Below are 25486 nucleotides of genomic sequence, written 5' to 3'. Positions count from 1 at the left end.
GGGCGATCTCTCCAGCGTTACGAACCGGTGGCAGTCCGGCGGGGGCGGCTCAGCTAAACAATAACTTTCAGGATGACGTGCCCTCGGTCACCGAGACGGGCCACACGCCGCCCCGTGACCGGACTGTGTCGGCAGATTCGTCGCGAATGGCACGGATCTGGTCGTGCGGGCACGTCGCGCTGCCGATGTCGGCCAGCAAGCAGGCCAACGCCCAGCGCAGCGGGATCATTCCGAGGCGGCCCGTCTCGGTCAGCGCGGCGTCTGCGACCAGCCGCGCAGCGTCAAGGTCACCGGCGCTGCACAACGCGGCGGCGTGTACGACGTCGGATTTCACGGCGTGTCGCGCCGAGCCGAACGCCGCGGCCGCCCGGACGGCTTGCTCGGCATGGCGCACCGCCTGCGCGCCCTCGCCGCGGGCCATCGCCAGTTCCGCGCCCACCCACGCCAACCGAACGGCGAGCCGTGACGCCGGCGCGTCGGGGATCCGCTCGGCGGCCCGCTGAAGTGCGCGTGCAGCCGCCGGAAACCGGCCCATCCCCAACGCGTCGGCGGCCAGCCCGATCAGCGCGTCGGCACCGGCCTCGGCGTCGGAGCCGGCGAGCGCCAACGCTCGCCCGTCCCAGCCTCGGGCGTGGCCGTGCCAGCCGAGTTGCCGCAGCAACGACGCATAGGTGCTGTGCGCCAACGAGATCAACGGCTCATGCCGTCGGGTGCGGCGCAGCCGAGCGAGGTCGGCGCGCGCGCTGGCGTAGCGTCCCTGACCGCCCGCGGCGACCGCGCGCAGCCACAGTTCGTGCTGCGACGCGGCCGGCGGCAGCGGCCAGCGGCCGGGGTCGCAACCGAACGCGGCATCGGCCAACACCGTCGCGGAGCAGGAAGTGGTCATCGAAGCGCCGACGCTATCAACGACACGCCGACCGGATGGATTCGGTTAACAGTTGATGCCCACAAAGTTAACTCCAGGTAAGCCGACCATTGATTGTTTGCGTTTGCTGGATTACCTCCTGGCGACGCGATCAGGTGAAACGGCGGCCGGGGTGGTCTCGGTGGGATTCGCTTAGCATGTTTTACGCCGGCGAAAAGGCCCAAGAATGAACGTGAGGTAAATTCTTGGCCTGCGGTTATGGCGTTCCACACGCGTTTGGACTATTGACGAAATTTCGTGAGCCCACCTACTTTGTGTGCACGAGTAGTCATCGGCGACTTGCGCTCGGATCTGTTCCAAGAACTCACGTGTTCAACTGTTTGCGGGAGAACACGCAGAGAGGGGTTCTCCAATGCCTTTGCCGCAACAACTACCCGGACCCAACGCTGATGTGTGGGATTGGCAGATGGCCGGTTCGTGCCGGGGTGTCGATTCCTCGATGTTCTTTCATCCCGACGGCGAACGCGGCCGTGCCCGTGCCCAGCGCGAGAGACGCGCCAAGGAGATGTGCAACCAGTGCCCGGTCATCGCGCAGTGCCGTGCGCACGCCCTGGCCGTCGGCGAGACCTACGGGATCTGGGGCGGGCTCACGGAATCCGAGCGCGAACTACTGCTGAAGCGAGGCATCCGCCGCGCGTCCTAGCCGCGGTTGGCCAGCGGACGGGCCTCGGCGGCCTCAGTTGACCGAATATCCTTTCGCGTCCGCGTAGTCCCGGTATTTGTCGAACGCTGGCGTAATGGCGGGCAGCAGCTTGAGCAACTTGGGCACCGATCCTTCGACCTTGACCTTGCGCCGCGCAATGGCCATCGGCACATTCAGGTTGCCCAGCCAGAACCGGTGCGCGTCTTCGGCCGACATCGTGAGCCGCACCTCGGCTTCACGCCCGGCAGCGTCGTCCCCGTCGAACACGACCGGCGGATCGACGGTGCAGTCGAGCATGAACACCTCATCGGGGTCCGTGTACTGCACTTTGAACGATGTGTCGCCTGCGACGAACTTCGGACGCAGCTCAGGATCGGTGACCAGCTGACGCAGGAACGGAGTGACGAACTGCTGTAGCTGCTCTGCGGACTGAAAACCTGTCATCTGTGCGCTCCTTAGCGTCCCGGGTTGGTCGTCATCGTTGCTGCCCATCAAACAAACACTGTACGGTAAACGCCGTAACGCGGCTCACAATCGCCGCGCTAATCGCCCCGGTCCCGCCGACTCGACCGGAACTTGGGGACGCCAACGGTCAAAGGAGTCACATGCCCAGTCAGACAATCAACGGGACCGGCGCCCACACCTTCGTTGAGTTCGACGTCGTGAATCCCGCCACAGGCGCGCCGTTCACAACGGCTCCTGAGGCCACCCGCGACCAAGTCGACCAGGCCTTCCAGGCGGCCGCAAATGCGTTTCCCGCATGGCGTGCCGATGAGGAGTTCCGACGCGCAAAGCTCATGGAGGCATCCGCTGCGATCGAGGCCAATTCGCAAGAGTTGGCCCAGATCCTGATTGAGGAGTCGGGTAAGACCGCGCCGTTCGCCGGCTTCGAAGTGCCCGTAGCAGCCGGTTGGCTGGCTTACTACGCCAGTCTCGACCTTCCCCGTGAAGTGCTTCGCGACGACGAAATTGCGCGTGTTGAGGTAATCCGCCGTCCTGTCGGCGTCGTCGGCGCGATCACCCCATGGAACATGCCTATCGGACTCGCATTCTTCAAAATTGCGCCGGCGCTGCGTGCAGGTAACACCATGGTGCTCAAACCGTCTCCGTTCACGCCGTTGAGCACACTGCGGTTCGGCGAGATTCTTCGAGATATCCTGCCGCCGGGAGTGCTCAACATTGTCAGCGGCGGCGATCGGGTCGGCCGCTGGATTGCCGGGCACCCGTTGGCCCGAAAAGTTAGCTTTACCGGCAGCGTCGAGGCAGGTAGATCTGTAAATGCCGCTGCTGCATTAGATTTCAAACGGACCACGCTGGAACTTGGCGGTAATGACGCAGCAATCCTGCTGGACGACGTCGACGTTGCAGAAATCGCGCCCGGGCTGTTCTGGTCCGCCTTCTTCAACAACGGACAAGCGTGCGCGCTCATCAAGCGTGTCTATGCCCCGCGCCACCTCTACAACGATGTTGTCGAAGCGCTGGCCGCGGTCGCAGATAGCACAGCCGTTGGTGATCCGACCGACACCACCACGCAACTCGGTCCGTTGTCGACGCTTCCCCAGATCGAGCGAGTGGTCGGACTGGTCGACACCGCCGTGTCGGGCGGAGCCAAGGCCGCCGCGGGCGGCCGCAGAATCGACCGGCCCGGGTACTTTATGGAGCCGACGATTATCTCCGAGATTGCCGATGGGACACCGCTTGTCGATGAGGAGCAATTCGGTCCAGCTCTACCGATTATCGCTTACGACGAACTCGATGACGCAGTGGCCCGAGCTAATCAGACGAACTTCGGTCTGGGTGCCAGTGTGTGGACGGCGGATCCGACCCGCGGCGCGCACGTCGCAGAGGCGCTGGATGCCGGCACGACATGGGTCAACACCCACGCCAGCCTGGGACCCACCACACCGTTCGGCGGGCTCAAGCACAGCGGGTTGGGCGTGGAGAACGGGCCATGGGGCTTGTATGCCTACACCGAGTTGCAGGTCCTGCACCTCAATCGCGGCACCCCGGGCCCCAGCGCGGGTTGATCGCCTGCCGTCGAGCGATAAGCCCTCCGACACTTCACCGTGCGAGCTCCCTTCCAGGCGACCCGCTTGCTCACCGAACGTTGTTTGGTTAATATCGTGACGCGGGCATGAAACCCCTTCAACGGCAGATCGGCAACCAGGAGCGACATGGGAACACTCGAGGGCAGGGTCGTCTTCATCAGCGGCGGTGCGCGCGGCCAAGGCCGAGCACACGCCGTCAGGCTCGCGAAGGAAGGCGCCGACATCATCACCTTCGATATCGCCGAGCAGATCGATTCCGTGCCGTATCCGCTGGCCACCAAAGACGATCTCGAAGAAACGGTGCGACAGGTCGAAGCGCTCGGTCGTCGCATCGTGGCGCGTCAGGCCGATGTTCGCGATCAGGATGCGGTAGGCCGGGTTTTTGATGAAGGCGTCGCCGAGCTTGGCCGGGTCGACATCGTCATCGCCAACGCCGGGATCATGCCGATCGTCGGCCCCACTTCGACCAAGGTGTCCGCGTGGCACGACGCAATCGACATCATGCTTACCGGGGTGGTTTACACGCTGGAAGCCGCGGTACCGACGATGGTGGAGCAGAATGAGGGCGGCGCCATCATCATCACCAGTTCGGTCGCCGGTCTCAAGAGCCCAGCACGGTCTTTACGGACAAACACCTATGGGTTACTCGGCTACACGGCAGCCAAGCACGCCGTGGTCGGCGTGATGCGGTCATACGCGAACGCTCTGGCTAGTCATAACATTCGTGTCAACACTCTGCATCCGACCGGCGCCAATACGATGATGGTGGCGAACGACGCGTTCCTGGGTTCCGCCGACCAGTTCCCTGAGCTGTTCGAGGCGATGAGCAATGCCCTCCCGGTGCAACTGATCGAATCCGACGACGTTGCCAACGCCGTGGCCTGGTTGGTGTCGGATGAAGCGCGCTACATCACCGGGGTCTCGCTTCCGGTCGACGCCGGGGCGTCGGTCCGCTAATCGGTACGCGGCCATCTACACCGACAGCAATCGGCGACCCTCGATTATTGTCACATCGGTCCTTGACTGGAGGCTTTGCGTTGTCTCATTCGGCGCCAGACGTACCGCGCATCAAATACACCCGCACACCGTATCTGGTTGTCTCACGGGAGAAGACGGTCCGGAAGGACATTTACGGTTCAATCGCCGATAACGTCGTCCGGCAGGCGCAGCTGCTCCGAGGCGAAGACGATTCGGACACCGTTATCCTCGCGATGCATCCCATCGGTTCCCCCGGGTACCTGCCGCTGTTTTCCGAGCTCGCGCGTACCGGTCTGCACGTGATCGGCGCAGCCAACCGGTACTCGGTCGGCGACTCCGCTCTGCAGATGGAGAATGTGCTGCTCGACCTGCACGCGTGTATCGAAGATGCACGGAATCGACTCGGCTACAAGAACATTATTCTTGCTGGCTGGAGCGGCGGCGGCTCACCAATGATGGGCTATCAGGCAGAAGCGGAGTCGCCGTCAATCTCAAAAACCGCAGCCGGTGAGGACACAATCCTGGCGGAGACGGCACTCGCTGGAGCTGACGGCGTGATGCTGTTGGCGGCGCCGCGCAGTCGGCACCGCCTTTTGACTGAGTTTCTCGATGCCTCCATCACCAATGAGATCGAGCCCGAACGCAACCGCCAAACCGAATTCGACTTGTACGACCCGTCCAATCCGAACCAACCGCCGTACTCCTCGGACTTCCTCGCCGCGTATCGGATGGCCCAGCGGGACCGTAGTCGGCGGATCACCGCGTTTACACAGCAGAAGTTGGCTGACTTTAGTTCCGCCGGCCGCCCGCACGCCGAATACGCGTTCGTGGTCCCCGGGACTATGGCCGATCCCCGCTGGCTTGACCCCTCAATCGATCCGAACGAGCGTAAGCCCGGATCGAGCTACCTGGGCGACCCCTGTATCGCGAATACCAGCCCCGGCGCGCTGATGCGCTTCACCACCACACGCAGCTGGCTCTCACAATGGAGCCTTCAGACTGCCCAGGTGGACGCAGGAGATGCCGCCCCGCGCGTCACGGTTCCGGTGTTCATGATGGTGAATGGGCGCGATGATGCGGTACCGACCAGTCATCAACAGCAAGTTTTCGATGCGGTCGGTCACACGGATAAGGAACTCGTAAATTTGCCCGGCGCCAACCACTATTTCAGCGGCACCGGTCAAAAGGTACATCTCGCCCGGGCCGCCGATCTGGTGCACGACTGGCTGGTACGGCATCAGTTCGTCAATTGAACACGAGGAGAAACCGATGGCCTTCGCGGCCCACGACTGGGTTGACTACCATGCAAATCACCGGCCACAGGATCCGGCACTTGGCAGCGCCGATGACAACACGATGTTGCGCTGGGCGGACCTCGAGGAGCGGGTGGGTCGTCTGGCGTGCGTACTTCGCGATCGCGGAGTCAAAGAAGGTGACCGCATTCTCGTCATCGCGGAAAATGACCCCCGCATCATCGAGATCCAGTTTGCCGCAATGCGTATCGGTGCGTTGCTGGTCCCACTGAACTGGCGATTGGCGGTCTCCGAAGTGACCGACATCGCGCTCGACGCCGAAGCTCAGATGATCGTCCACGACGCCGAATGGGCCAGCGTCGCAAACAACATCGCCGAGAAAGCAGCGATACCGGAGAGGATTTCTTGGGCGGCGACCGGTTCGGAGTACGACGCGGCTGTAGCCAGTGCCGGTCACCTCGCCCCCCACATCGGCCTGACGTTCGACGATCCAACGCACATCCTGTACACCTCGGGCACGACAGGACTGCCCAAAGGCGTGCTTTCCACCCACGGCACGCTCGTATGGCAGGCGCTGAACACAGCGCATACCACGCGGTATTCCGAGCCGGGTAACCACCACCTCAACCCGATGCCTCTGTTTCATGCCGGCGGACTCAACGTCATGGCCAACCCCATCCTGTACTTCGGCGGGGCGGTGTCGATCATGCGACGGTTTGTACCCGATGCCGTCTTTGCCGCACTGATCCGATCTGAACTGCCCGCAACGCATTTCGCCGCGATCCCGTTGATGTACAGAGGCATATCAGCGCAGCCAGGATTTGATACGGCCGACTTCTCGCACGCACGCCAGTTCATCGTGGCGGGCGCCATCGCCGAACCCGAGCTACTACAACGGTGGGCCGACCGGGGCGTAGCGCTACAACCGCAGTACGGTGGCACCGAACACGGGCCGATGGCCACGGCGGTCGACAACCCGGCCCTAGCGCTCAACAGGGCCAAGGCCGGGTCGATCGGACGGTCCGCCCGGCATACCCAGATCCGCCTCGTCGACCAGGGCGGTAACGATGTTGCCGCCGGCGACACCGGCGAGATATGGCTGCGCGGCCCAAGTGTCACCCCCGGCTATTGGCGCAAAGACAACCAGGATTTCTTCACCGATGGTTGGTACCGCACCGGCGACGCCGCACGCCGCGACGCCGATGGTTACTACTACCTCGCCGGCCGGGTGAAGGAGATGTACAAATCCGGCGGCGAGAACGTGTACCCCGCCGAGATCGAGCGGGTGTTCGGCGAGCATCCCAAAGTTTCGGATGTGGCAGTCATCGGCATCCACCACGAGGTGTGGGGTGAAGTGGGAATGGCGGTCGTTGTACCGGCCCAACCGCGCGTCCCGCCCACACTGGACGAGCTGAACCAATTCGCCCAGGCTCGACTGGCCCGGTTCAAACTACCCAAGTCGCTAGCGGTAGTCGACGATCTGCCCCGCAACGTCACGGGCAAGCTCTGTCGGCAGGCGTTGAAAGCGCAATACGGCGGGGTGTGACCTTGATTCGCCACGACATCACGGACAACGGCATAGCCGAACTGGTGATCGACAATCCACCGGTCAACGCATTCAGACTCTCTGATATCGCCAAGCTAGTCACACATCTGCGCAGCTACCACACCGACAACCGGGCGCATGTGGTGCTGCTGCGCGCAGAAGGCCGCGGATTCTGCGCCGGTGGAGACGTCAAGGAGGTTCAGGATCTTCCCGGCTTCAGCGGAATCCTCGGCCAGGCCAACGGCTCTCAGGAACTGACGCTTGCCATCAGCGAGTGCCCGGTGCCGGTGATCGCCGCCATACACGGCTACTGCATCGGATTAGGGGTGTTGGTCGCGGGGGTGTGTGACATCATCCTGACCGCGGAGCGGACCAGCTTTGTGCTTGCCGAAGCCGACAACGGTGCCACCAGCGGAATCGTCCAGGCTGCCGGTCTGCTGCCGGAGAAGCGGTTGCGGGCCGCGATGTACACGTGCGAACCCTTCTTCGCCGAAGAGCTACACGCCTACGGCAGCGTCTACCGCGTCGTGCCCGCACAACAGTTGGCCGACACCGCACGCGACCTCGCGGCGACGGTCGCAGCCAAGCGCACCGCCGTCGTCAGGGGGTTGAAAGCCGCGATCAACGGATCGATCGCCCGCGACATTCGCAAGGCCTACCGCCAAGAACTGAGCTACACCCTCGAACTGAACATGTCCGGTGAAGCGCACGATGCGCGTGGGGATTTCGTCGAGGGCCGTCGCTCGGGCTACCAGCACGGAAGCGAAACCCAATGAGCTACATGCCAACTGAGGATACGCTTGAGCTCGGTGCGGTTGTCCGACGCTTCCTTGAGAAGCACTCCCCCGAGGATTCTGTGCGACGCTGGATGTCAGTGGACTCGTCATACGATCCTGACGTATGGCGTCTGGCCGCAACTGAACTCGGCCTTCATGGTCTGTGTGTCACCGAGGAGTTAGGCGGTAGTGGTGCCGGTTACTGTGAACTCGGCGCGGTGTTCCAGGAACTCGGCCGGTCCCTGTACGGCGCGCCAATGCTGGCTTCGGTAGGGCTCGCGACGTCGGCGCTCTTGCATTGCGCCGATGACTCATCGAAATCCCAGATCCTGCCGCGGTTGGTGACGGGCGAATCGGTGGCCACAGTCGGCTGGTCAGGACGCGATCCGCTGCAGAGCTCGATCACGGCGACGGTGACCGACGAGCACACGGCAACGCTGTCCGGTCGCGCGGATTACGTGCTTGCCGGCCCGCACGCCGACATCCTGTTGGTGATCGCCACAGCGGCCGACGGCCCGAAGATCTACATCGTCGAAGACACCGCGCGGCTGCAGTGGTCCGAGTTCACACCGCTGGATCAAACCCGCAGACTAGCGCACACCGACCTCACCGGCGTTCGTGCCCGTCGGCTGCCGATCACGGCCGAGGCTTTGGAACGCACCGTGGACATCTGGACGCTGCTGTTGGCGGCCGAACAACTCGGCGGTGCATCCCGGGTACTTGACCAAGCCGTCGACTATGCATGCACCAGGGTGCAATTCGGTCGGACGATCGGTTCGTTCCAGGCGATCAAGCACCGCTGCGCGGACATGCTTGTCGAGGTCGAATCGGCCAAGTCCGTCGTGTGGCACGGACTCTGGACGGCCGATCATGATCCGCACAACCTGGGTATCGCGGCCGCGCTGGCAGGTTCCGTCGCCACCGATACTTACACCTACGTCGCCGCCGAGAACATCCAGATTCACGGTGGCATCGGGTTTACCTGGGAGCACCCAGCCCACCTGTATCTCAAGCGCGCCATGGCCTCCTCGTTTCTGTTGCGATCGACGAGCGAGCATCGTGACCGGCTCGCAACGCTGATCAACCTCCCGAAAGGAGCGTGATCGCAGATGTCCGCCAAGAATGATCGCCGGGTGCTGGGCTCCGCGCTCGAGGAATTCTTCGCCACTCATGACATCGCCGCCAGCCCGGACCAGATGATCCGCGCGGCACGCTTCGACGCTGGCTTGGCGTTCGTGCATTTTCCACCCGGGTTCGGCGGCCTCGGGCTGGGTTCGTCGCTGCAGGCCGAATGTGAGAACGCGTTTCAGCAGGCCGGCTCACCAGACTGGAGTGCGCGCAACGTGATCGGCCTTGGCATGGCGGCGCCCACCATCCTGAAGCATGGCACCCCCGACCAACGCCGCAAGCACCTGCGCACGCTGTTCACCGGCGAAGACATCTGGTGCCAACTCTTCAGTGAACCGGGCGCCGGATCCGACCTTGCCGCGGTGGCTACCCGGGCCAGGCGGCGCGACGACACATGGGTGGTCAACGGTCAAAAGGTCTGGACCTCACTGGGGCACATCGCCCGTTACGGGCTGCTGCTCGCCCGTACCGACCCGGAGGTCGCCAAGCACCGCGGCCTCACCTACTTCCTGTTGGACATGCACTCGCCAGGAGTCGAGGTTCGGCCGCTGCGGCAGCTGACCGGTGAGGCCGAATTCAACGAGGTCTACCTCAACGACGTCGAGATACCGGACAGCGACCGTCTCGGCGACGTGGGCGACGGCTGGAGGGTGGCCATCACCACACTGAGCAACGAACGCGTCTCTCTCGGCGGCCGCCCGTTGCGACGAGGTGAGGGCCCGATTGCACAGGCGGTTCGGGCCTATTGCAGCGCATCGCAGTCCGGCCACGGCAGTGCCGTCGCCCGTGATCTCCTCACCCGCTTGTGGATCCGCGCCGAGGCGGCGCGCCTGACCAACGTTCGCGCCGCATCGAGGGTCGCCACTCCTGGACCCGAAGGCTCGATCGCGAAACTTCAGATGGCAGAACTCAACAAGGCGATCTATGAGTTCTGCGTCGACGTGCAGGGGCAAACTTCGCTGGCCGTAGATGATTACGAGCCGACCGCCCCGGACTTTGCGGCGGTGCACGGCGGTGAGGTTCTCACCAAGGCGTACCTGCGCTCGTTGGCGAACTCGATCGAGGGCGGCACATCCGAGGTGCAGCGCAACATCCTCGGTGAACGTGTGCTGGGGCTTCCCGCGGAACCACGCGTCGACAAGGACATCCCGTGGAACAGGATTGCTCGCGCATGAATATGAGCTTCGACTTCACCGGTCACACCGTGCTTGTCACCGGTGCGGCACAAGGTATCGGATATGAGATCGCCACTGCGTTCAGCGATGCGGGGGCCCGGGTTGGCGCTCTGGACATCGATCCCGCCCTGCTCGACGCGACATGGGGCGGACGAAAGGATGTGCTGCCGATCGCGGTCGATGTGGCGGATTCTCGAGCCATCACCTCGGCGGTCACGCACATTGCCGACTGGGGCGGGAGCCTTGCCACGGTCGTCAACAACGCTGGGATCGCACGCGACTCCGTCGTGTGGAAGATGGCCGATCAGGACTGGAAGGCCGTTCTGGACGTGCACCTCGGCGGCACATTCAATGTCACCCGCGCGGCGGTACCGCTGATGCGGGCCAACGAATTCGGGCGCATCATCAACGTCACCTCCTATACCGGGATGCACGGTAACGTCGGACAGTCCAACTACGCCGCGGCCAAGGCGGCGATCATCGGGTTCACGAAGACAGTCGCCAAGGAAGTCGCTCGCTTCGGGATCACCGCGAACGCGATTTCGCCGAATGCGGCGACGGCGATGGTCAAGGCCATTCCACCCGAGAAGCTCGCCGCACTGACATCGGCCGTCCCGCAGCAGCGGTTCGCCGAACCGGCCGAAATGACCGCCGCGGTACAGTTTCTGGCTTCGGCTGAGGCCGGATACATCACCGGTGTGGTGCTGCCGGTCGACGGCGGCATGTCGATGTGACGACGACCCGGATCAGACGTGGATCCATCGTCGAGCCCTAACCGATCGCTGTTGCTTAAAGCGCCCTGCAATAGACCGATAAACAGAGGCTCACATGCGGCGTTGCATAATCAAATGCTGTTTGTTAAATTAGGTATCGCGACGTTCACCTGCACCCCGGATGGGAGATAGCGGCAACATGACCCTCAGCTTGATGACACTGGGTGACCAGGTCACCGACCCAGTCACCGACCATCGCGAAAGCGCCATCGAACGACACCGTGCGATCGTCGAAGCGGCCGTCGTGGCCGACGAAGGCGGATTCGAGGGTGTGCACATCGGTGAACACCACGGTTTGGAATACATATACTCATGCCCGCCGGTGATCCTGGCGGCGATCGGTGAGCGCACCAAGAACATCAAACTCAGCACCGCGGTGACGTTGCTTGCCAACCTCGATCCCGTACGAGCCGCCGAAGACTACGCGACGCTGGACGCCCTCAATAACGGCCGCGTCGAAATGGTGGCCGGCCGCGGTAACTTCTTCACCTCGACCTACACGCTGTTCGGGCAGAACCCCGACGACTCCCATGAACTGTTCGAGGAGAACGTGGAGTTGCTCCTCGACCTGTGGACCGGAAAGCCGGTGACATGGCAGGGCAAGCATCGTGCACCGCTGGATGCTTTCGCACTCCAGCCCGCGCCCGAACAGGTGCCTCCGCTGTGGATCGGCGGTGGCGCCTCGGAGTCCACGCTGGAGCTCGCCGCCCGGCTCGGCCTAGACCTGATGCTGCCGAGTGCCTTCGGCAACCCGGCCATGTTCATCCCCGTTGTCGAGGCCTACCTCGAGCGTTACGCCTCCTACGGTCACACCCGCCAGCCGCGGGTCGGGGCATGCTGGCATCTCAACGTCGACACCGACAGCCAACGCGCACGCGAACGCTGGATGCCCCGGTACAAGGCCTACTTCGAGCTGATGACTACGGTCATCAGGCGCGTCAACCCGAACCCTCCGCCCTTCATCACCAAGCCCTTCGACTTCGAGTTCTTGAGCACAAAAGGTCCGGCAATAGTCGGCAGTCCCGCCGAAGTTGTCGACCGGCTTGGTGAGGTCTCTGAGATGCTGCACGCCGATGTCAACCTGTTGTCGATCGACATGGGCGGCCAGCCCGCCGACGAATTCCGGGCCATGGTGGAACTGCTCAGTTCAGAAGTGCTTCCGCAGTTGTCATGAGCCTGGTCAACGGCACCGATATCGGGTTGCCGGAACGGATTTCGATTCGCGAAGTCGGGATGCGCGACGGTCTGCAGATCGAAACGCCCATCCCGACGACGGCCAAGCTGGCGCTTCTAAACGCGTTGGTGGCCACCGGCGTCAAGCGAATCGAAGCCACCGCATTCGTCTCCTCCCGGGCAGTGCCCGCGCTCAGCGACGCCGCTGAGGTCGCCGCTGCCCTGCACCGTTATCCCGACATCGAGTTTTCCGCATTGGTCGCCAGCACCGCAGGTGCCAAGCGAGCACTCGATGCGGGAGTAACCAACCTCGAGTATGTGGTGTCGGCCGCCGACGGGCACTCACACGCCAACGTTCGGCGTTCCACCGACGAATCCATCTCGCTCGTGCCACAAGTCGCCGACTTGGTGCACGCCGCGGGTGGCACCCTGGAGGTAATATTCGCGGTGGCATGGGATTGTCCGTTCGACGGCCCGACGCCGGTCGCGCGGGTCGTCTCGCTCGTGGAAAACGCCGTAGGCTGCGGGGCAGACCGGGTGTGTCTCGGCGACACGATCGGGACGGCGACGCCCAGGCGTGCGACGGAGTTGATCGCCGACGTCCAGAGACGACATCCAACGGTTCCAGTCGGACTGCATATGCATAACACCCGCGGTGCCGGACTAGCCACGATTCTGGCCGCGATGCAGATCGGCATCACCATGATCGACTCGTCGATCGGCGGGCTTGGCGGATGCCCATTCGCACCCGGCGCCAGCGGCAACGTGGCGACTGAGGAACTGGTCTATTTGGCCACGGATATGGGGATCGACACCGGCATCGACATCGAACTCGCTATCAGCGCAGCGCATCTCGCACAGGATCTGGTCGGCCGACCGTTACCGAGCGGGGTGTTGCGCGCCGGTGATCGCCGGCGCGCAAGCTGATCGTTCGTTGCCCGCGGCCTTGGCTGAGTCAGTGCGCAGCGCTCGCGTCGGCGATCCGCTCAGCCTGTTTGCGAGCCTTGGCGTGTTCAGACTTGTGCACGATCCCCTCATACTCGGGGACGCTGGCCGGCGTGTCGTCGGCCATCAGCTCGACCGCTTCACGCGTATCGTCGTCAGTCAAAGGAACGGTGTCGTAGGTAAATTCGACCAGAGTGCCATCGGGGTCACGGGTGTAGATCGAGTGGATAAACTCGTGCTTTACCTCGAGAACGTGATAGCCACGATCGAGCCAGCGTTGCTTGTGATCCTCGAGGCTCCCGATGTCGTGGCATTCGAACGCGATGTGGTTCACCCAGTACGGCAGGCCGACGCCGGTCGACAGCCCGCCCTGCCAACTGTCATCTGGGACGCCGGCGTCTTCAAGACCGTGCAGGTCCCAGATCGCGAAGAAGCCGGGTTCGTCACCATTCGAATAAAAAATGTGCTTCGTCCAACCGCCACCCGGCGCCTGCCGTTTTACTACTTTTCGCAGCTTGAATCCCATGACCTCGGTGTAAAACTGGTGAGACCGATTGACATCTTTGACTGCGATCGCGGTGTGGTGGAACACGTCCGGCGCCCCTTTACCTGTGGGATGGGTACTCCCCCACATTACCAAACGCTGTCTGATTAATCTATGGCGCGATCCGGCGGAAAAGCCGGACCTCCTGAGCTATGGTTGCGATCTCGCGACCATGCGACGACGAAAGCGCATAGGTGAAGAACGTCCGATGCCCATAGGCGCGGGAACCCGTCTGCGACAACAAGACCCAGTCGTCAGCGCGGAAGCAGCGATGGATCCACAGCCCATAGTTGATGGGCTGATAATCACCGTAATCGTGCAACGCACCGGCAACGACAGGATCCACCGTCAACGCCAGCGCGGCGACGTGCACCAAGAGGTCGTCCGGTAACTCGTTGCGGAATCTGACCCAGGTTCGACCATTGTCGCCGATCGGCCGGATATCGACGGGGAACCCTGCCGGCGTTGCCGGTGACAGCACCGCCGGCACGCTGTACGGGTCCGGGTTATCGCCCATGCCAACCAATTCCTCGGCGTGCGCCCCGAAAGACGGCGCCTCGAACGAGACCTGACCGCGAGCAACCACCCGATCACGTTGCATCACAGAAACGGCGCGAAACGCCGTCTCGGCGCCGGTTTCGCGATCCGTGATCGCGGTCGCCAATGCGGTGCCGTCGAGACTCCCGCCTTGATACGCCACCTGTGCCGAATGGATCCAGTGTCCGAACCCGGTGTCAATACCCGCATCGAGTACAGCGCGTGCGGCGACAATGCCCGCCGTCACGGAGGTTTGGCGGCAAAGCGCGGTAATCAACGGGTCGAGTCGTTGCCGCCCGAGTTGGGCTCGGTTGGGCCTGTCAGCGATGCGAGCCCTCTGGCTGGGGCTAAGTGTCGACCTCGCCAAGCTATTCCGTCTCGACCTTTGCGGCAGGAAGCCAACGAGACTGGCGCTCGCGGATAGCCTCCTCGAAAGCGCTGACAACGCTGGAGATGATCACATCGAACATCTCGTCCGATGACAGGCCCCTCTCCCGAAGAACCTTGGTCAATGCGGGATACTCCTCGCCAGACAGCAGATCAACCTCGTCACCCTGGGCATCCGTACGCGTCTCTTGAAGTGCGCTGCCGATCGCAACGAGCTCCAGTGATTCGATCAGAGGCATCACAGCTGCGCTCGGGACACCCTCATCGATCAGGTGTTTGGCCGAAACCTCGATACGTTTGGGGCCGAGGCCTACACTGCGTCGGCCGATTACGACCTGAATGATCTCGGGATGCGCCAACAGCGCCGTCCGAAGCTCACGCGCATTCTGCGACAGCCACTCACGCCAGCGCCCCGACGTGACATCAGGTGCACGCACGTCTTCGAGCGCAAGTTGCGCCGCCCCGGTGATGATCTCGTCCTTGTTCTCGAAATGGTGGTACAACGATGCGCCGTTGACGCCCAACTTGTCTGCTAGGCGACGGATGCTCAGGGAGGCGAGCCCCTCCTTGTCGATGATGTCTAGCGCCGCCTCTAGCGAGCGGCGACGCGAGATGAGCGCCTCTTTGGGCCGAGCCACATTTCTCCTTGTGTGCGTCGACGGGTTTCCGGTGACAATAAAGTTTATCTAACACCGTTGATAATGTGTACCGCGTGGAACTCCCGATCGGTCAAAACGCCCGCGGGCTGGGCACCCACGGCGAGACGATCGCATACCAGAACATGAGTTGAACCAGCGTACTGAGGTAAAACGCCGACCAGATGGCGGTGGCGCCGGTAGCTAATTGGCGCAACGTGCCTTCCTTAGGTCCCCGCATCAGGCCAGCGCCGGCAGACCCGGCCGTCCCCGCGGCGGCCGACGCCGGTTGCCGCGCATCGTCCCAACGCAGCGCAAGACGTAGTGCGCCGTAACAACTGACACCAAGCAGTCCGGAGAACCAGATGTTCGACCAAATGACACCGCCGATCAGATATTGCGGCGCTTGGTAATACGTCCACAGGTGCAACCACGACACCATCGGGATCTCGAACAGCGGCTGCAGCAGTCCCATGCCTAGAAACACCACTAGCCAGCCCCAAGCACCCAGTTTTCGGTCCAGCCAAGCCCGGTTACGTGCCAGAAACGCTGTCGGGATTCCGAAGAAGAACGCATACGTGAACAGCAGCGCAACCGGTTGCACGCTATCGCCGATCTGAAACAGCGGAATGAAGTTCGAGCTGTACGCGACGTTGAAGAACCACTTGGTGTTAAACGTCCAGTCGAACACTACGGTCAGCGTCGAACCCACGTAGCCGCCCACCAGTATCGCGCTGCGCGTGCGGAGCACGTACCACCAGCCAAATAGGAACAGGGCAAGCGCAACGAACTCGAACAGCCGCACAGCGAGCACGTCCGCCACAATCGGCGTGGGCATTACAGCTCCTTCACAACTTAAGTTTCTGGCTACTGCGGATCAGCGGCCCGATGTCAACAACTCGCCCCCGTCTATGGGTACGACGACACCGGTCAGGTAGCTGGCTTGGTCACTGCACAGGAAGGCCACCAGGTGGGCGACCTCCGACGGCTCGCCCAACCGGCCAAGGGGGTTGATCTCGACGTCGTTCTTCTTTGCCCAAGTCAAGATGGGGGCGACCATGTCGGTGTTGGTCTTGCCAGGCGCTACGGCGAGCACCCGAACCCCCGCGCTCGCCCATTCCAGGGCAAGTGATTGCGTGAGCATGATCATCCCGGCCTTGCTGACGTTGTAGGGCGCGAGCCCAACCGACGGATACATGGCAGCTGTGCTTGCAACGTTGATGACCACGCCGCCGGCGGCGGGCATCATCTCTTTGATCCGGCAGGCCAGAAACCAGGGCGATGTCAAGTTCAGTTCGACGATGCCGGACCACTCGTCGTGGGTAAACCGCTCGGCTCGCTTGGCATCGGGCAGCATACCGGCGTTGTTGATCAACATGTCGACGCGCGAATGGCGACTCTTGACCTCATCTACCAATCGCGCAAGAGCCGCGGGCGAGCTCAGGTCCGCTGCGAAAAAGTCACACTCGGCACCGCGGTCACGCAACTCGACCGCGACATCCTCCAGCCGAGCCACATCTCGACCCACCAGCAACACCCGCGCACCTAGCTCCGCTAGTCGCCGTGAAATTGCCGCTCCGATTCCACGGCTGGCGCCGGTGACCAAAGCCGTTCGCCCATCCAACGATTCCGCTGTCAAATTATCGTCCCGTCCCTTCACGCCCGGGCCGAGTCGCCGTATAAGAGGTTGCGAGCCCCCGGTACCCCTGCCGTCGTCGTATCACTTTATCGAACGATGTTCAGGCGTCAAGACGCTGTACGCTCTGCGGCCACGCCGCCCGTCAGCGTCGCCGGTGGTTTGACCGCCCGGCCCGGCCCTTTACCGGCAAATAGTCCTGTTGGCTGAGTGCATTTCCTGAGATCTCATGGCTATCAGGGTGTTCAGAGACGCCGGTGGATACCCGCCGGACCCCGGGTGAAGTCGGTGGCACCGGGTTAAGCACGGCGGCTCCATTGCGAACGCAAACCCAAATAAGGTCTCCCCTAACCCGACACTGTTTGATAATGTGGCTCTCCGTCGGGTGATCGCCCTCACATGAATCGAAGAAGGACCACGCATGACGACATTGCGGACAACACTTGAGCCTCCGGGCTCAGGGTCTCCGCCGACGGAATCCGTCGACGCTTCGGGCGGTCGCCACGGCGGTTCCACTGGGCCGTTCGCGCGTACGCGGCGTCGGGTGGCGAACTTGCTCGCCCGACTGGTCGCCATACCGGTTCGCAGCGCGCACACGACCGGACGAAGCGTGCTGATGGCAGGATCGGTGTTCAGATACGCCGTCACCGACACCGTCGCGTTGAAACTGAATTTCGGTGAACTCATCGTCCAAGCGTGGACCCTGCTCAAGGTGACGGCCCTGCCGGCGATACTCATGGCGATACCGTTCGGCGCGATGGTGGCCGTGCAGATATCCGGTCTGGTCAACGAGGTCGGCGCCAACTCGCTGGTCGGCTCAGCGACCGGTGTCGCCGTCCTCCGGCAGGGAGCGCCGGTGACCGCCGGGCTGTTGATGGGTGGCGCGGCCGCCGCAGCAATCACGTCTGATTTCGGCGCACGAGCCATTCGCGAGGAGCTGGATGCCCTACGGGCACTGGGAATCGATCCGGTGCGGCGCCTTGTCGTGCCACGCTTTTTGGCCCTGCTCTTGATCACTCCGATCCTCGTGGTCCTGGTGCTCGCCATGGGCGTAGGTGCGGCTTTCCTCATCGCAACGATGGTGAATGGCGTCACGCCCGGCAGCTTCTGGTTGTCCTTTGGATCGTTCGCGAAGATGGTCGACCTCTGGTTCACGATGGGTAAGGGTTTCTGCTTCGCAGCGATCGTTGCGGTGATCTCGTCGCAGCGCGGTATGGAGGCCAAAGGCGGGCCGCGCGGCGTCGCCGATGCTGTGAATGCGTCGGTAGTGCTCAACGTCCTGCTCATCGTGGGTGTCAATCTTGTCATCACTCAGATTCAGTCGATGTTCTTCCCAATGGCGGTGGCATAGTGGCGGCTCCAGCACAGCATTCGGCGGCGCCGTCGACCTTCCTCGGCAGGCGACACTTCTCGGCGCGTCACTTGACTACGCCCTTCCGGACAGCCGGGCAGTGGGCAACCTTTGTCGCACAGACGATTTGGTTGCTTCCGACGACAGTGCGAAAGTACCCGCGCGAAACCCTGCGCGTCATGAATAACTTGGCGTGGGGTCGAGGCTCGATCATCGTCGACGGTGGCGTGATCGGCGTGCTGGTGATCCTCGGTGTCACGGTCGGGGGCATCGTCGCCATCGAAGCGTTCGCAACGCTCGATCTCATCGGGCTCGGGGCATTGACCGGCATCATCGGTGGATGGGGCAACGTCCGCGAAATGGCACCGCTGGTCGCCGGGGTGGCCTTCGCCGCCCAAGCCGGTTGTCGTATGACCGCCGAAATCGGCTCCATGCGGATCGCCGAAGAAATCGACGCGACGGAAGCGATGGGACTCAGAGCGATCCCGTTCGTCGTCGGCACCCGCGTCATCGGCGGGCTAACCTGCATCATTCCGGGCTTCGTGATGACGCTGGCTTTGAGTTTCTACACGGTCAACATGATCGTACAGCGGCTCTACAACCAGCCTGTGGGTACGTATAACCATTATTTCGTAGAGTTTCTCAGCTTGCAGGACATCGCATTCTCGGTGCTGAAGGCAACGATCTACTGCACAGCTGTGACGATAATTCACTGTTACTACGGATTTTTCGCATCCGGCGGACCCGTTGGTGTTGGCCAGGCGTCCGGCCGCGCCATTCGCGCCAGCCTGGTGACCATCATGGTCCTCGATCTCACGACCACCATCATGCTGTGGGGCCTACGTCCAGAATTCGTGTTCAAGGGATAGGGAGATAAATGCTATTCCGCGCGTCTGCAGAAGACGAGACCCGCAGGCTCACTGTCATCGGCGTAGCAGTAACTCTGTGCTTCGCAATCGCCTGCCTTCTGGTGGTCACGAAACCATTCTCCAGCAAGACCGACCACATCTCGGTGGTGATGGACATGCCGTTTGTCGGCCAGGGCGTCGCCACCAACACCCCGCTGATGTTGCACGGTGTCACCGTAGGTGAAGTCACAGCGGTGAAAAGCTTGCCGAGCGGTACCGTTCGGATCAATGCCGACGTGGAAGCCACTCCGGCGGCTAGTTTGACCGAGTCCGTAGGCGTAGATTTCCGTCCTGCCAACTACTTCGGCGTCACCGGCATCAACCTGATTCCCGACGGAGCCGGCGAACCGCTACGGGACGGTGCGGTCATCGCCACCACACCACAGGGCAACTTCACCCTGCAAGCATTGTTAACCCGGATGGGGTCGATCACCGACAGCGTGATCACTCCACAGTTGGTCGACGTGATCAATCGGGCGACCCAATACGCCGACGGGCTCAACCCTTTCATCGAGACGATGCTGGTCGCGGCGGACTCGGTCGCCAGGGTTCAAACTGTATCGACCGAGCGACTACTCAGGAATGCAACCGGTATCAGCGTGGCTTTCCCGGCGTTCACCGATGCTGCGACAGCCGCCGGTTATGGCTGGAATCAGGGATCGAGTGCCATCACGTTCAAGGTGTCCGGCGAACCGGCTTTGCCTGGACAAGAACAGGTCGCCGTCATCGGCGAGGAAGTCACCGAAGAGTACTGGCGGGAACGCGCCATACCGACGCTCGACGTGGTTGCCAACTCACTGTTCGGTGCGATCGGGAAGCTGGAATCCTCGCACGCCACCGATTTGCTTCCAGCAGTCAAACTGACCCAGTTGCTCACCGACACCGTGCCGGCGCTGCTGACACCGGCCGGCATCAACGACACGCTGGTGGAATTGCGCACCCGGTTCGAGAACCTCTACGCAGGTTCTCCCGAACAGCGGGCACTGCAGGTTCATATCGTGCTCGACCAGATCCCGGGTGTACAGGCCCCGATTAATGCGATGGGAGGACCGTGATCAAACCTCGCGCCGCGTTGTGGCGATTTGTATTGGCCGGCATCTTTGCGGCACTGGTGTTCACCCTGATTGTGAACGTGCTACGTCAACCCGTTGCCAACGAAACACGTGCTTACACAGCGGAATTCACAGACATCTCCGGGCTGCGTACCGACGCAGACGTGCGCGTCCGAGGTGTACGCGTCGGAAAAGTCAAAGGGATGCGACTGGAGCACAAGAACGGCCAGGACATCGCGATTGTCGATCTCAGCCTCGACAATCGCTACTCGGTGGTGTCCGCAACGCGACTGGCGATCAAGTACCAGTCGCTCACCGGCGCCCGGTACATCGACGTCACCAACGCCGACGAACACGCTGCGGGTAAGCCACCCGCACAGACATCGATCACGCACATCCCGGTGAGCATGACCCAGCCATCTTTCGACATAACGGCACTGTTCAACGGGTTACAACCAGTGCTGGCCACGCTGAGCCCCGAGGACATCGACCGGTTCACCGAGAACGCTGCCAATTATCTACTCGGCGACGGCACCGGAATCGGACCGGTGTTGGACAGCATCCGGAAGCTGACCGAGTTCACGTCAAACCGTCAGCAGGTGGTAGCTACGTTGATGCAGAATCTGAGCACCATCGCCGAAACATTTGGCGGTCACGCCAAAGATCTTGTGCAGGTGATTGAATGGCTGGACCGGCCCATCGATTCAGCCCTTACCGTGCTAGACGAGTTCCGGAAGTCGGCGCTGTACGGACCCCTGTACACGGGCCATGTCGTGCGTCTACTTGCGAATGCGGGTTTCACGCCGGGCCGGGTAGACATCGAAGATGCGCTGGACCGCGCGATTACCGCGTTCTATAACTTCAGCGACGAAGTCAAACGTGTTCCCGTTGTCTGGGACAGCGTTGTGCCGCCCCCCGATCCGGAATCTCCGGTTCCGTGCTCGAGGGGTCCGGCGCAATTGCCGGCGTCCATGGATGTCCTACTGAACGGACAGCGGGTGATCATATGCAACCGGTGAGTTTCTGGCGAAACCCAATGCTTTGGGGTGTGGTCGCACTGGCGATGGTTGCGGTGTTGGCGGTGACGGCGGCCGCGGTGTATGTCCGTCCGCCCGGGCAGAAATTGGTGGTCTTCTACACCGATGACGCGGCCGCGGTCCAGCGCGGTGACGACGTGCGGATGGCCGGCATCTCGGTCGGAAAGGTTGCCAGCCTCAAACTCGAGGCGAATCAGGTGAAGGTCCTGGCAACGGTAGACGAGACAGCATTCGTCGGTGATCAGTCCCAGGTGCAGGTGCGCATGCTCACAATTGTTGGCGGCTACTACGTGAATCTGGTGTCACTCGGCGACGAACCCCTGGGACAGAAAGCTATTCCGGCCGCACGTGTAACGATGCCGTATAGCCTCATGCGTACTCTCGCCGACACGACGAAAGTGTCCGAGCAGATGAATCCCAGGCCGATTCGCGAATCGCTGGACCGAGTGCAAGCGGGGCTGCAAGGAACAAACGTCGATGCCATGACGGCGGCGATCGACGCTGGCAACGCGTTGACTGCGACGATCGATCGGCAGCGAGGGCAGATCTCTGCGATTCTCAACCTCTCCGATGAATACATCACCGAGCTGAGCGGCTACCGAGACCAGCTCAAAGAACTCGTCTCCAAAATCTCCATTCTCGAACAGACACTTGTGCTGTACAGCAAGGGCTTTGCCCAATCATTGAAGGGGCTTGGTGACATCGCGGACGCGATACTGGTCCCTTACGGAAAGTTCTGGATCAACCACCGCGAGGACTTCATCCAGAAGATTCGTGAATGGGAGGACCGCATCAGACGATGGGTCGAGAACAACAGCAGAATCGTCCCCCGACTGCGCCGGGTGCGAGACAAGATCGAGCGGGTTCTCGACGCACAGAACGCACTCCCGGAGTTGCTCGCCACCGACGTATGCATCCCGATGCCCGGAAGCCCATGCTGATGTCCACCAAAATCCTTCGCAAACTCCTGCGTACCGCCGGCGGGATTGGTTTGGCTGCAGTTATTGCCGCTGCAGGCTCAGCATGTGCCTCCGGAAGCACGCACGACGTCGCCTTTTGTGCTTACCTACCCGACACCGTCGGACTGTACGTAGGAAACCCGATCACCCAGATGGGTTATCCGATCGGCACGATCACGGCTATCCAACCGGAGCCGACCCAGGTTCGGGTCGAGTTCGCGATCACCGAACAGCGCCAAATACCCAGTGATGTTAAGGCGATAATCCGGTCTCCATCTATCCTCGCTGACCGTTCGATGGAATTGGTCGGCAATTATGCCGACGGCCCAAAACTAGAAGCCGGCAACTGCATTCCGGTCGAACGAACCCTTTCCCCGAAGACCATCTCCCAGGTCATCGGCTCGGCAGACACATTCCTCAACGCGATCAACTCGGCCGGCTCGGAGAATATCGCCGACACTATCGGCGGGATCGACCGCTTGACGCAGGGCAACGGGGCCTCCGCTGGACAGCTGTTGACCACGACTTCTTCTCTGCTCGACAGCCCCGACCAAGCCATCAGCGATATCGGATCGATCATCCGGAATACCGCTGAGCTTTCGACGGCGTTGAAGGAAATGCGGGATCCGCTGAAGGAGATCCTGCAGGACTCCCTGATCACCACCGGCGACGTGGTGGTGGCCCTCGACGGCGCCGCACGCCTCTCCGGGCCGACCGGGCTCGGAGCCCTGGGCCCGCTGATCGAAACGGTTGCCGTGATGGAAACCAGGCTGGGCGACACGACGCAGCTCACGCTGGACGCGGTAAGCGACGCGGTTCGCAAGGTCACCCCCCACTCGCAGGCACTCGCCGATCTGTTCAACCCGGTGCCGTGGTGGATCAATACCTTGGCCAACCACGTCAACGCCAAGGAGTGGGGCACCTTCAATATTGCCTACCGACCGCCGCTCTTCCGAGTTCCCACCCACGACGGGCTTGCGTTGTGCGGCTTCATGAACGCTTCGATGCCCGGCAGTTGCGCCGATGTGAACGGACAGCCGTATGCCGTCGACGTTGCCCTGCTGCAATACGTACTACAGGAAGCGAGCAAGCGATGACGCGCCGGATACGTTCGGTAGCCGTCGGCGCCGCGGTGGCTATCCTGGTGTCATCGTGCGCGTCGATCACGGTCAACTCGTTACCCCAACCGGGCGGCCACGGCAACGACGGCTACCACATCATCCTGAAGTTCGCGAACGTCCTCAATTTGCCCGACCGGGCGAAGGTGGTGCAGGACGGCACCACCGTCGGGATGGTGACGCGAGTCGAACTCATGCCCAATCATGTCAACGTCGTATCGCAGATCGAGTCGAGCGTAGTCGTTCCATCCAATGTCCATGCGACCCTGCAACAATCGACCGTCCTCGGTGACACCTACGTTGCGCTAGACCGACCGCCCACCGGCGAAGCGGCGCCGGCCCTGGCTGACGACGACATCGTTCCGCTGGCACAGACGACATCGCCTCCCCAACTCGAGGACACCCTCGCCAACCTCGCGAACTTTGTCGGTAGTGGGGCCATCCAGCGTGCCCAGAACACCATCATCGGTATCAACAACGTCACGCCTTCGCAGCAGGGTCAGCTGCGCAGTTTGGTGAACCGTGTCGCCGTTGACCTCGACGACCTCGCCGACAACATCGACACGGTCGACCAATGGCTCAACGGCGTAGCGGGAACCGCCGAGGTGATGGTTCGCAATCGTGAGACCTATGAGTACTGGTGGTCGCCGGCAGGCATGCTGGGTTGGGACCGCACCACCGAGCACGGAAGTTACATCGGGACAGTGGTTCCCTCCATCGGGAGCATCTACTCCGGTGGGTTCTGGCTTGAGCCGCTGCTCAACTCCCTGGCCAACGCAACCGGAGCGCTGCAGCAGAGCAAATGGGATTTCGAAGCCGAAGCGCCCCGGTGGCGCGAGTTGTTCGCGGAGTACTTCTATCCGGTTGACAAATACCCGGCCATCAACATCACCTCGATAACCGGACCGGATGGGCAGGAAATGATCGGGAACGTCCAGGACGTGCTTCGGATACTGGGAGCGACGCCATGAGGATCGCCAAGAACATCGCGTCATTCACCGCGTTCGCAGTCCTCATCGCGATCGGCGCCAGCTATATCCTATCGTTCGATTTTCACACTCGAACGCCCGATAACCGCATCGATCTGTCGATGGAAGTCCCGGACGTGAAGGGTCTCGTCGTCGGATCGAGCGTGCTGCTCCGCGGCGCATCCGTCGGGAAGATCACCGGTGTCTCGTCGTCGAATAACGCCGCCACCATCGACTTCTATGTCGAAGGCGATCATCAGATCCCCGTCGACAGCGACGTGCGGCTTGACAACCTCTCCGCCCTCGGCGAGGCCTATGTCGGATTTCGCCCGCGCACCGCCGATGGACCGAAGTTGACCGACGGACAACACATCTCGACCGAATCGATAACTGTGCCGCCGTCCATATCGCAGCTCGCGACCACCGTGGTGCGGATGCTTGACCAAATGGATCCCAACCAACTCGAACGAATCCTCGATGAAAGTGACGTTGCACTGCCTGATCCGAAAGTAGTGCTACCGAATCTATCTCGAGCAAGTCTGCTCAGCAGGAACATGGTGGTCGGGATGGAAGGCAAAGGCCAGCAGATGCTGGACAACTTCCAAACGCTGCTGCAGAACGCCGACTGGGTAGGGCCCAACTTGGCGGAGCTGGCCCCGCACCTGTGGGACTTCGGCCCCGCCATAGCCGATGTGTGGAATGGCACGATGAACGCCATCGTCTGGAACAACCCGGAAAACATGATCTTGTTCGGCAAGTTCCTGGAACGCATACAGCTGTTCCTTGACACTCGGGCATCGGACCTCAAGGTGATAACGCAAACACTGATACCCCAATTCCAGGGCATCAGTGGCGCACTGATGAATTTCGACACAGGTCGGATTCTGTCGAATGTGCTGGCAGGCATACCGGAGGAGGGAGCGATCAAACTTCATGTCGCCATCCCCGATCGCTAGGTCGAGGCCCTCTGAACTACCCCCAAGGAGATTCG

At 62.1% G+C, this 25486-nt stretch carries 26 protein-coding genes; 19 read left to right on the top strand and 7 right to left on the bottom strand.

Features of this window, described 5'->3' with window-relative positions; all coding sequences use genetic code 11:
• Window positions 1-67: 67 nt before the first annotated feature.
• Window positions 68-886 (bottom strand): hypothetical protein, encoded by an 819-nt coding sequence (locus ABQE44_RS04930; RefSeq protein ID WP_448428567.1) that lies wholly within the window; start codon window positions 884-886, stop codon window positions 68-70.
• Window positions 887-1277: 391 nt separating this feature from the next.
• On the opposite strand from ABQE44_RS04930, the gene ABQE44_RS04925 reads away from it, so the two are divergent.
• Entirely contained in the window at window positions 1278-1568 is a 291-nt protein-coding gene (locus ABQE44_RS04925) for a WhiB family transcriptional regulator (protein ID WP_448392930.1), read from the top strand.
• Window positions 1569-1601: 33 nt separating this feature from the next.
• Here ABQE44_RS04925 and ABQE44_RS04920 read toward each other — a convergent pair whose 3' ends face one another.
• Window positions 1602-2012 carry an SCP2 sterol-binding domain-containing protein gene (locus ABQE44_RS04920; RefSeq protein ID WP_448392929.1) on the bottom strand — a complete coding sequence of 137 codons (411 nt, stop codon included), beginning with the start codon at window positions 2010-2012 and terminating at the stop codon, window positions 1602-1604.
• Between the two features lie 161 nt (window positions 2013-2173).
• Between ABQE44_RS04920 and ABQE44_RS04915 the strand changes: the two genes are divergently transcribed.
• From ABQE44_RS04915 to ABQE44_RS04870, 10 genes are all read left to right on the top strand, one after another.
• Window positions 2174-3595, top strand: coding sequence for an aldehyde dehydrogenase family protein (locus tag ABQE44_RS04915; protein ID WP_448392928.1), 1422 nt, complete (start codon window positions 2174-2176; stop codon window positions 3593-3595).
• Window positions 3596-3742: 147 nt separating this feature from the next.
• Complete coding sequence (locus tag ABQE44_RS04910) at window positions 3743-4573, top strand: mycofactocin-coupled SDR family oxidoreductase (protein WP_448428565.1); 831 nt, start codon at window positions 3743-3745, stop codon at window positions 4571-4573.
• Between the two features lie 62 nt (window positions 4574-4635).
• Complete coding sequence (locus ABQE44_RS04905; protein WP_448392926.1) at window positions 4636-5847, top strand: alpha/beta hydrolase family protein; 1212 nt, start codon at window positions 4636-4638, stop codon at window positions 5845-5847.
• Between the two features lie 16 nt (window positions 5848-5863).
• Entirely contained in the window at window positions 5864-7393 is a 1530-nt protein-coding gene (locus ABQE44_RS04900) for an AMP-binding protein (protein WP_448428563.1), read from the top strand.
• Window positions 7390-8169 carry an enoyl-CoA hydratase-related protein gene (locus ABQE44_RS04895; protein WP_448392924.1) on the top strand — a complete coding sequence of 260 codons (780 nt, stop codon included), beginning with the start codon at window positions 7390-7392 and terminating at the stop codon, window positions 8167-8169. The genes ABQE44_RS04900 and ABQE44_RS04895 overlap by 4 nt, the downstream gene beginning before the upstream one ends.
• A complete protein-coding gene (locus ABQE44_RS04890) occupies window positions 8166-9272 on the top strand; it encodes an acyl-CoA dehydrogenase family protein (protein ID WP_448428561.1) in 1107 nt (368 codons plus the stop codon). The genes ABQE44_RS04895 and ABQE44_RS04890 overlap by 4 nt, the downstream gene beginning before the upstream one ends.
• Window positions 9273-9278: 6 nt before the next feature.
• Window positions 9279-10472, top strand: a complete 1194-nt coding sequence (locus ABQE44_RS04885; protein ID WP_448392921.1) for an acyl-CoA dehydrogenase family protein — start codon at window positions 9279-9281, stop codon at window positions 10470-10472.
• Window positions 10469-11206 (top strand): SDR family oxidoreductase, encoded by a 738-nt coding sequence (locus ABQE44_RS04880; protein ID WP_448393136.1) that lies wholly within the window; start codon window positions 10469-10471, stop codon window positions 11204-11206. The genes ABQE44_RS04885 and ABQE44_RS04880 overlap by 4 nt, the downstream gene beginning before the upstream one ends.
• Before the next feature lie 193 nt (window positions 11207-11399).
• Window positions 11400-12419 (top strand): LLM class flavin-dependent oxidoreductase, encoded by a 1020-nt coding sequence (locus tag ABQE44_RS04875; protein WP_448428559.1) that lies wholly within the window; start codon window positions 11400-11402, stop codon window positions 12417-12419.
• Window positions 12416-13345, top strand: a complete 930-nt coding sequence (locus ABQE44_RS04870) for a hydroxymethylglutaryl-CoA lyase (protein WP_448428557.1) — start codon at window positions 12416-12418, stop codon at window positions 13343-13345. Before ABQE44_RS04875 ends, ABQE44_RS04870 begins: the two co-directional genes overlap by 4 nt.
• A 28-nt stretch (window positions 13346-13373) precedes the next feature.
• Here ABQE44_RS04870 and ABQE44_RS04865 read toward each other — a convergent pair whose 3' ends face one another.
• From ABQE44_RS04865 to ABQE44_RS04845, 5 genes are all read right to left on the bottom strand, one after another.
• On the bottom strand, window positions 13374-13997 hold the full coding sequence (locus ABQE44_RS04865; protein WP_448428555.1) for a VOC family protein: 624 nt from the start codon (window positions 13995-13997) through the stop codon (window positions 13374-13376).
• Window positions 13998-14019: 22 nt separating this feature from the next.
• A complete protein-coding gene (locus ABQE44_RS04860; protein WP_448428553.1) occupies window positions 14020-14721 on the bottom strand; it encodes an acyl-CoA thioesterase in 702 nt (233 codons plus the stop codon).
• 91 nt (window positions 14722-14812) lie between these two features.
• Window positions 14813-15469, bottom strand: coding sequence for a TetR/AcrR family transcriptional regulator (locus tag ABQE44_RS04855; protein ID WP_448392916.1), 657 nt, complete (start codon window positions 15467-15469; stop codon window positions 14813-14815).
• Window positions 15470-15560: 91 nt separating this feature from the next.
• Window positions 15561-16304 (bottom strand): hypothetical protein, encoded by a 744-nt coding sequence (locus ABQE44_RS04850; RefSeq protein WP_448428551.1) that lies wholly within the window; start codon window positions 16302-16304, stop codon window positions 15561-15563.
• Window positions 16305-16343: 39 nt separating this feature from the next.
• Window positions 16344-17126 (bottom strand): SDR family NAD(P)-dependent oxidoreductase, encoded by a 783-nt coding sequence (locus ABQE44_RS04845; protein ID WP_448428549.1) that lies wholly within the window; start codon window positions 17124-17126, stop codon window positions 16344-16346.
• Window positions 17127-17523: 397 nt separating this feature from the next.
• Between ABQE44_RS04845 and ABQE44_RS04840 the strand changes: the two genes are divergently transcribed.
• The 8 genes from ABQE44_RS04840 (at window position 17524) to ABQE44_RS04805 (ending at window position 25451) form a co-directional block, all read left to right on the top strand.
• Window positions 17524-18453, top strand: coding sequence for an ABC transporter permease (locus ABQE44_RS04840; RefSeq protein WP_448392913.1), 930 nt, complete (start codon window positions 17524-17526; stop codon window positions 18451-18453).
• Between the two features lie 71 nt (window positions 18454-18524).
• A complete protein-coding gene (locus ABQE44_RS04835; RefSeq protein WP_448428789.1) occupies window positions 18525-19322 on the top strand; it encodes an ABC transporter permease in 798 nt (265 codons plus the stop codon).
• Between the two features lie 8 nt (window positions 19323-19330).
• Window positions 19331-20416: an MlaD family protein gene (locus ABQE44_RS04830; RefSeq protein WP_448392912.1), complete on the top strand. Its 1086-nt coding sequence runs from the start codon at window positions 19331-19333 to the stop codon at window positions 20414-20416.
• Complete coding sequence (locus tag ABQE44_RS04825) at window positions 20413-21432, top strand: MlaD family protein (protein WP_448428547.1); 1020 nt, start codon at window positions 20413-20415, stop codon at window positions 21430-21432. The genes ABQE44_RS04830 and ABQE44_RS04825 overlap by 4 nt, the downstream gene beginning before the upstream one ends.
• On the top strand, window positions 21420-22391 hold the full coding sequence (locus tag ABQE44_RS04820) for an MlaD family protein (RefSeq protein WP_448428545.1): 972 nt from the start codon (window positions 21420-21422) through the stop codon (window positions 22389-22391). Before ABQE44_RS04825 ends, ABQE44_RS04820 begins: the two co-directional genes overlap by 13 nt.
• A complete protein-coding gene (locus tag ABQE44_RS04815; RefSeq protein WP_448392909.1) occupies window positions 22391-23506 on the top strand; it encodes an MlaD family protein in 1116 nt (371 codons plus the stop codon). Before ABQE44_RS04820 ends, ABQE44_RS04815 begins: the two co-directional genes overlap by 1 nt.
• Entirely contained in the window at window positions 23503-24498 is a 996-nt protein-coding gene (locus tag ABQE44_RS04810; protein ID WP_448428543.1) for an MlaD family protein, read from the top strand. The genes ABQE44_RS04815 and ABQE44_RS04810 overlap by 4 nt, the downstream gene beginning before the upstream one ends.
• Complete coding sequence (locus tag ABQE44_RS04805; RefSeq protein WP_448392907.1) at window positions 24495-25451, top strand: MlaD family protein; 957 nt, start codon at window positions 24495-24497, stop codon at window positions 25449-25451. Before ABQE44_RS04810 ends, ABQE44_RS04805 begins: the two co-directional genes overlap by 4 nt.
• The last annotated feature ends 35 nt before the right edge of the window (window positions 25452-25486 follow it).

The sequence above is a fragment of the Mycolicibacterium sp. XJ2546 genome (genome assembly GCF_053483195.1).
The sequence above is the reverse complement of the archived record's forward strand: the minus strand, read 5'-3'. Positions and strand labels throughout refer to the sequence as shown.